Genomic DNA, 6,976 nt, shown 5'->3' on the forward strand with positions numbered 1-6,976 from the left:
ACCGACGACGCCCGCGCGGCGCGCAGGGCCGCCTCGGCCGCGTTCGCCGGCCAACCGCGCAGGTTCGCGCGGTGCCGGTGCGCCTTGCCGAGGGCATCGGCGGCGTCCGCCCCGGCCTGGGCGACCCCGGGCAGCGTCGTCAGCGGCGCCAACGGGTCGCCGGCGGTCGGGCTCATCGGGGGCTACCACAGGTCACGCCGGGACACGGTAGTCGACCAGTGACCGCGCGCGCCGTGACGTTCGTCGCGGCGAAAGCGCCGTCCACAGTCTCGGATGTGAGTTGCCAACGTGGGTGCAACCTTGGGTGACTACCCTCACAGGCATGACCGAGACGCCTGCGGACGCCATCGCGCCCTACCCTCCGGCCCCCGAATTCACCGAGCACGCCAATGCCACCGAGGCGCTCTATGACGAGGCCGAGGCCGACCGTCTCGCCTTCTGGGCCAAGCAGGCCGAACGGCTGAGCTGGGACACGCCATTCGACGAGGTGCTGGACTGGTCGGACGCCCCGTTCGCCAAATGGTTCGTCGGCGGCAAGCTCAACGTCGCCTACAACTGCGTGGACCGCCACGTCGAGGCCGGCAACGGCGACCGGGTCGCGATCCACTGGGAGGGTGAGCCCGTCGGCGACGCCCGCACCATCACCTACGCCGAACTCAAGGACGCGGTGAGCCAGGCCGCCAACGCGTTCACCGATCTCGGCCTGCAGGCCGGTGACCGGGTGGCCATCTACATGCCGATGGTGCCCGAGGCGATCGTGGCGATGCTGGCGTGTGCCCGCTTGGGCGCCATGCATTCGGTGGTGTTCGCCGGGTTCTCCGCGAGCGCGCTCAAGGCCCGCATCGACGATGCGCAGGCCAAGCTCGTGGTCACCACCGACGGGCAGTACCGCCGCGGGTCGGCGGTCTCGCTCAAGACCGGGGTCGACGAGGCCATCGACGGTCTGGGTGCCGACAGCCCGGTCGAACACGTGGTGGTGGTGCGGCGCACCGGAATCGACACCCCCTGGACCGAGGGTCGCGACCTGTGGTGGGACGAGGTCGTCCCGAAGGCCTCCACCGAACACACCCCCGAGGCGTTCGACTCCGAGCATCCGCTGTTCCTGCTCTACACCTCCGGCACCACGGGCAAGCCCAAGGGCATCATGCACACCTCGGGCGGCTACCTGACCCAGGCCGCCTACACCCACTACAACGTCTTCGACCTCAAAGCCGACACCGACGTGTACTGGTGCACCGCCGACATCGGCTGGGTCACCGGCCACACCTACATCGTGTACGGGCCGCTGGCCAACGGCGCCACCCAGGTCGTCTACGAGGGCACCCCGGCCTCACCCGACGAACACCGCCACTACCAGACCATCGAAAAGTACGGCGTCACCATCTATTACACCGCGCCCACGCTGGTACGCACGTTCATGAAGTGGGGCCGCCAGATCGCCGCCGAGCATGACCTGTCGAGCCTGCGGCTGCTCGGTAGCGTGGGCGAACCCATCAACCCCGAGGCGTGGCGCTGGTACCGCAAGGTGTTCGGCGCCGACAAGACCCCGATCGTGGACACCTGGTGGCAGACCGAGACCGGCGCGATCATGATCTCCCCGCTGCCCGGCGTCACCGCCTGCAAGCCGGGTTCGGCGATGCGCGCGCTGCCGGGCATCTCGGCCAAGATCGTCGACGACGACGGCAACGAGCTCGAATCCTCGCCCGATCACGGCGAACACACCACCGGCTACCTGGTTCTGGACAAGCCGTGGCCGGCGATGCTGCGCGGTATCTGGAACGACCCCGAGCGGTTCAAGGAGACCTACTGGACGCGCTTCGCCGAGCAGGGCTGGTACTTCGCCGGTGACGGCGCCCGCTACGGCAGTGACGGCGAGATCTGGGTGCTGGGCCGCATCGACGACGTCATGAACATCTCCGGGCACCGAATCTCCACCGCCGAGGTCGAGTCCGCACTGGTCGGCCACTCCGGGGTGGCCGAGGCCGCGGTCGTCGGCGCCACCGACGAGCACACCGGCCAGGCCATCTGCGCGTTCGTGATCCTCAAGTCCAGCGCCCACGGCGGGGAGAAGAACATGATCGACGAACTGCGCGCCGAGGTCGCCAAGGAGATCTCCCCGATCGCCAAACCGCGCGAGATCCACGTCGTCCCCGAGCTGCCCAAGACCCGCAGCGGCAAGATCATGCGGCGACTGCTGCGCGACGTGGCCGAAGGCCGCGAGCTCGGCGACACCTCGACGCTGGTCGACCCGAGCGTGTTCGAGGCGATCCGGGCCGGCAAGTAGGCCTGAGGGTCAGCCGGCCCCGACGGGAACGAAACCGCTGCCGGGCCGGCCCTTGGCGGTGATGTCGGCCAGCTGCGTGTTGAACGACATCGTCACCGCCGGGGTGTGCAGCGGGATGAACTTGACGACGCAGGTCGGCAGGTCCTCGGAGAACGCGCCGTGGATCATGCCGACCAGCCGGTTGTTCACGGTGACGGGGGCGCCCGAGTCGCCGGGCTGGCCGCACACCTGGTTGACGATCGTGCCGGGCGCCTCGCCCGGACCCCAGGTGACCCCGCACGAGTAGCCGGTGGTGCGGCCCAGTTTGCAGGCCACATCGCCGAACCGGGGATCGGGGGCCAGACCGTCGATGCGGAAACCGTTGACGGCGTTGACGGGTGTGACCTTGGCGGGATCGAACTTGATGACCGCGTAGTCGAGGATGTCGTTGCCCGCGACCATCGTGCCGACGGTTCCGGCGGCCGGATCGGCCTCGGCGGCGACGACCGCGCCCGGGCCGCCGCAGTGTGCGGAGGTGAACCCGACCAGGTTGCCCTGGTTGTCGGTGCCGATCGCGGTCAGCGTGCACAACGACTCGCCGTTGACGACGAGGCCCGAGCCTCCGCCGAGGACGACCGGCGGTGCGGCATGGGCAGGGACCGTCGCGAACGCCAGCAGGGCGGTGAGAGCCAGGAGCGCCGCGCGGACCGACGGGAAGCGGCCGCTCATCCTCAAGAGGTCACTCCCCTATCCCGAAATACTCAGACGTGCCCGACCCGTCTTACCAAGGAACTCGCGCAGTCTAACCTCGGCCGGAATCGTTTAGTGGGACGCCACGTGGCAACATGAACGCGACCGAGAAGAGTGGGCGGAAGGAAGCCAGGCGTGAGCGATCGCAGAAACGGCGTGCCGAACACCGTGACGTCGATACCGCTGGTGGACCCTCACGCACCCAAACCGGATCCGTCGATCGGGGATCTGGTCAAGGACGCCACCGCCCAGGTGTCGACGCTGGTGCGCGCCGAGGTCGAGCTGGCCAAGGCGGAGATCACCCGTGACGTCAAGAAGGGCCTGACCGGCAGCATCTTCTTCATCGCTGCGCTCGTCGTGCTGTTCTACTCGACGTTCTTCTTTTTCTTCTTCGTCGCCGAGCTGCTCGACACCTGGCTGTGGAAGTGGGCGGCCTATCTGATCGTGTTCGGGATCATGGTCGTGCTGACCGGGTTGCTCGCGCTGTTCGGGTATCTGAAGGTGCGCCGTATCCGGGGCCCGCAGAAGACCATCGAGTCGGTCAGGGAGATCCCCGAGGCGTTCACACCCGGTCCGGACAAGAGGGCCGTCGCGACCAACAACGGCGATCCGGCGACGCACAAAGACCCCTCGGGCTGGTAATGAGCCCACCCGATCCGTCGGTGGTACGCATCGTCGGACCGTGGCGACATCTCGATGTGCATGCCAACGGGATTCGATTCCACGTTGTCGAGGCACTGCGCCGACCCGACGACGACGATCCGTCCCTTTCCCTCACCGACCGTCCGTTGGTGATCCTGCTGCACGGCTTCGGGTCGTTCTGGTGGTCGTGGCGCCACCAGCTGACCGGCCTGACCGGGGCTCGCGTGGTGGCGGTGGACCTGCGCGGCTACGGAGGCAGCGACAAGCCGCCCCGCGGATACGACGGGTGGACGCTGGCCGGGGACACCGCGGGACTGGTCCGCGCACTCGGGCACCACAGCGCCACGCTGGTGGGGCACGCCGACGGCGGGCTGGTCTGCTGGGCGACCTCGGTGCTGCACCCGCGGGCGGTGCGGGCGATCGCGGTGGTCAGCTCTCCGCATCCGGCCGCGCTGCGCACCTCGACGCTGACCCGCCGCGATCAGGGCCGGGCCTTGCTGCCGTCGCTGATGGGCTATCAGGTGCCGATGTGGCCGGAGCGCGCGCTGACGCGCGACGACGGCGCCGAGGTCGAACGATTGGTGCGCAGCCGGTCCGGCACGAAATGGCAGACGAGCGAGGATTTCTCGGAGACCGTCGGGCATCTGCGCCGGGCCGTCCAGATCCCTTCGGCGGCGCACTGCGCGCTGGAGTACCAGCGGTGGGCGGTGCGCAGCCAGTTCCGCGCCGAGGGCCGGCGCTTCATGAGATCCATGAAGCGTCCGCTGGCGGTCCCGGTGCTGCACCTGCGTGGTGACGCCGACCCGTACGTGCTGGCCGACCCGGTGCAGCGCACGCAGCGCTACGCCCCGCACGGCAGGTACGTCTCGATCGACGGCGCCGGGCATTTCGCCCACGAGGAGGCTCCCGGCGCGGTCAACGAGCAGCTGCGGCGCTTCCTGGATCAGGTGTACTGACGCGGCGCCGGAGGGTCTCGGTCGCCGGAATCAGCTTGCGTTGATGCAGGTTCCGGTCGGGACGCGGTCGACGTTGCCAACCTTGGCCATCTGCCTGGCCACCTCGTTGGCGGTGAGCACGAACCCGGTGTCGACGTCGTCGACGGCGGCGCCGAACACCACGCCCAGCACCTTGCCCTGCCGGTTGATCATCGGCCCGCCTGAATTGCCCTGCCGCACAGTGCCCCTGATCGTGTAGACCTCGCGGGTGACGGTGGTGGACCGGTAGATGTCGGGCCCGTTGAGCTCGATGATCTCGCGCACCCGCGCCGGTGTCGCGGTGAAGTCGCCGCCGCCCGGATAGCCCATCACGATGCCGTCGGTGCCCGGCTGGGCCTCGGTGTCGACGAACTGCAGCGGCGCCGACGGCAGGTTGGGCACGTCGAGGATGGAGATGTCGGCGTCGGGGTCGTAGGAGATCACGCCCGCGTCGTAGGTCTGGCCGTCGACCTCGACGGTGACGCTGTCTGATCCGGCGACCACGTGCGCGTTGGACATCACCCGGTTGGGGGCGACGACGAAGCCGGTGCCTTCGAGCACCTTCTGGCAGCTCTGCGCGACGCCGCGGACCTTGAGCACGCTGGAGCGGGTGGTGTTGACCACCGGCGAGGTGGCCAGGGACGGGTCCGGGGGGTCGATCTCGGCGACCGGCGTCGGCCCGAACGGTTTCAGCACATCGTGCAGCCCGGCTGTCTCCCACAGCGCCGAGAGCCGGTTGGGCACCGACCGCAGCCAGCTGGGTGCGACGGAGTCGACTTCGGCGATCACCTTCGAACCCTGCACGGCGGCGGCAAGATTGGGTTGCGGCGACGAGACCAGCGCGGTGCCCAGCAGCCAGGCCGCGGTCAATACGAGAACGAGTTGCAGCGCCACTCCGACGACCGAGTCGGCGACCCGCAGCCCGGGACTTCGGATCGCGCCGCGCACGGCTCTGCCAAGCACCACCCCGGCGATCTCGCCGATCACCACCAGCGCCAGGATCAGGAACAGGGTGACGAACAGCTTGGTCCGGGGACCGCTGATGTGGTCGACGACGTGCGGCGCCAGCAGGATTCCGGCGGCCGCGCCGAGCGCCACCCCGACCAGAGCCAGCAGGGAGCCCGGCGCGCCTGATCGCCAGCCGGAGACGGCGGCGATGAGTGCTAACGCCAGGATGCTGATATCAAGCCACTGTGACGAGTTCATCGTTGCGCATCACCGTAGCTGCCCTGACCGTCCAGGAGCGCGATTGCGGCGTCGAGTTCGTAGACGTTGTCGCTCGCCCACGGCACCGCCCAGCCCGCGACCTCGAGCATCGCGGCGATCACCTGCCCGGTGAACCCCCACACCATCATCTCGTTGAGCAGGAACGCCGGGCCGGCCGAGCGCCGGCTGTTCCCCTTGCGGTACACCATGATCCGGTTCTCCGGATTGATGAACGCGCGCACCGGAACCCGGGCCACCACCGCCGTCTCGGACGGGTCGACCACCCCGACCGGGCCCGGATCCGGGGAGTACGCCAGCACCGGCACCACGTGGAAGCCCGACGGTGGGATGAACATCTTGTCCAGCACGGCCAGCGGCTGAAGCCGCGTGGCGTCGATGCCGGTCTCCTCGGTGGCCTCGCGTAGCGCGGTGTCCACCGGGCTGCGGTCCTCGGGGTCGGCGGCGCCGCCGGGGAACGCGGCCTGTCCGGCGTGGTGGCGCAACGTGGACGCCCGGACGGTGACCAGCAGGTCGGCGTCGTCGGGCAGGGCGCCGGGCGCGCCGTCGCGCGGACCGGAGAACAGCACGAGCACCGCGGCGTCGCGGCGCGTGCCGGTCACCGCGGCTTTGGTGTTGGCGGCGGTCAGTGCGGCCAGCACGTCGGCGGGCACTTTGCGCCGGTAGGCGTCTTTCACCGCGCCGGGTTGGGCGACGAGCGGGGCCAGCCAGGGCGGGGCCGCGGACGGAGTCAACTCGCCGTCTCTGCTGTCCCAGCTCACGCGACTCCAATCTTCGGGTCGACCGCGGCGGCGATCTCGTCGGCGGTCGCGAACGACCGGGGCAGAATCTCGGCAACGCTACCGTCTGCGCGGAGCACGACCGTGGCCGGCATCACGTTGGGCACCCGCAGCGCTGCGGCGATGGTTCGGCGGCCGTCCTGCACGGTCGGCAGGTGCACGCCCAGCTCGGCCAGCCGCAGCAACGCCGCGCTCTCGTTCTCGTCCTGGTGCACGGTCAGCACGGTCACCGCCGGCCCTACGCGGCGCTGGTACTCGGCCAGCGCGGGGAGTTCGTCGGCGCACGGCCCGCACCAGTAGGCCCACAGGTTCACCACGGCGGGGCGGCCCGCCAGTGCTTCGGC

Annotated in this window: 7 protein-coding genes and 1 pseudogene; 3 read left to right on the plus strand and 5 right to left on the minus strand. The window is 69.7% G+C overall.

Annotated features, from left to right (window positions below):
* Positions 1 to 176, minus strand: a pseudogene (locus MVA01S_RS32200) (oxidoreductase); the annotation flags it as partial.
* A 146-nt stretch (positions 177 to 322) separates the two neighbouring features.
* Here MVA01S_RS32200 and acs point away from each other — a divergent pair.
* Entirely contained in the window at positions 323 to 2,284 is a 1,962-nt protein-coding gene (acs, locus tag MVA01S_RS27690) for an acetate--CoA ligase (RefSeq protein WP_003931727.1), read from the plus strand.
* Between the two features lie 9 nt (positions 2,285 to 2,293).
* Here acs and MVA01S_RS27695 read toward each other — a convergent pair whose 3' ends face one another.
* Complete coding sequence (locus tag MVA01S_RS27695; protein ID WP_003931726.1) at positions 2,294 to 2,992, minus strand: S1 family peptidase; 699 nt, start codon at positions 2,990 to 2,992, stop codon at positions 2,294 to 2,296.
* Between the two features lie 156 nt (positions 2,993 to 3,148).
* On the opposite strand from MVA01S_RS27695, the gene MVA01S_RS27700 reads away from it, so the two are divergent.
* Entirely contained in the window at positions 3,149 to 3,655 is a 507-nt protein-coding gene (locus tag MVA01S_RS27700) for a phage holin family protein (protein ID WP_003931725.1), read from the plus strand.
* Positions 3,655 to 4,611 carry an alpha/beta fold hydrolase gene (locus MVA01S_RS27705; RefSeq protein WP_003931724.1) on the plus strand — a complete coding sequence of 319 codons (957 nt, stop codon included), beginning with the start codon at positions 3,655 to 3,657 and terminating at the stop codon, positions 4,609 to 4,611. Before MVA01S_RS27700 ends, MVA01S_RS27705 begins: the two co-directional genes overlap by 1 nt.
* Before the next feature lie 30 nt (positions 4,612 to 4,641).
* On the opposite strand, the gene marP is transcribed toward MVA01S_RS27705, so the two are convergent.
* The 3 genes from marP to MVA01S_RS27720 all read right to left on the minus strand — a co-directional run.
* Positions 4,642 to 5,835, minus strand: a complete 1,194-nt coding sequence (gene marP, locus MVA01S_RS27710) for an acid resistance serine protease MarP (protein WP_003931723.1) — start codon at positions 5,833 to 5,835, stop codon at positions 4,642 to 4,644.
* A complete protein-coding gene (locus MVA01S_RS27715) occupies positions 5,832 to 6,614 on the minus strand; it encodes an NUDIX hydrolase (protein ID WP_003931722.1) in 783 nt (260 codons plus the stop codon). The genes marP and MVA01S_RS27715 overlap by 4 nt, the downstream gene beginning before the upstream one ends.
* The coding region (locus MVA01S_RS27720; RefSeq protein ID WP_159426359.1) for a TlpA family protein disulfide reductase at positions 6,611 to 6,976 on the minus strand (366 nt) is incomplete at its 5' end. The genes MVA01S_RS27715 and MVA01S_RS27720, both read right to left, overlap by 4 nt.

The sequence above is a fragment of the Mycolicibacterium vaccae NBRC 14118 = CIP 105934 genome (genome assembly GCF_001552715.1).
Lineage (GTDB): Bacteria > Actinomycetota > Actinomycetes > Mycobacteriales > Mycobacteriaceae > Mycobacterium > Mycobacterium vaccae.

Coding starts and splice junctions, on each gene's coding strand:
- acs (WP_003931727.1), top strand. CDS start 323: ATGACCGAGACGCCTGCGGACGCCATCGCGCCCTACCCTCCGGCCCCC.
- MVA01S_RS27695 (WP_003931726.1), bottom strand. CDS start 2,992: ATGAGCGGCCGCTTCCCGTCGGTCCGCGCGGCGCTCCTGGCTCTCACC.
- MVA01S_RS27705 (WP_003931724.1), top strand. CDS start 3,655: ATGAGCCCACCCGATCCGTCGGTGGTACGCATCGTCGGACCGTGGCGA.
- marP (WP_003931723.1), bottom strand. CDS start 5,835: ATGAACTCGTCACAGTGGCTTGATATCAGCATCCTGGCGTTAGCACTC.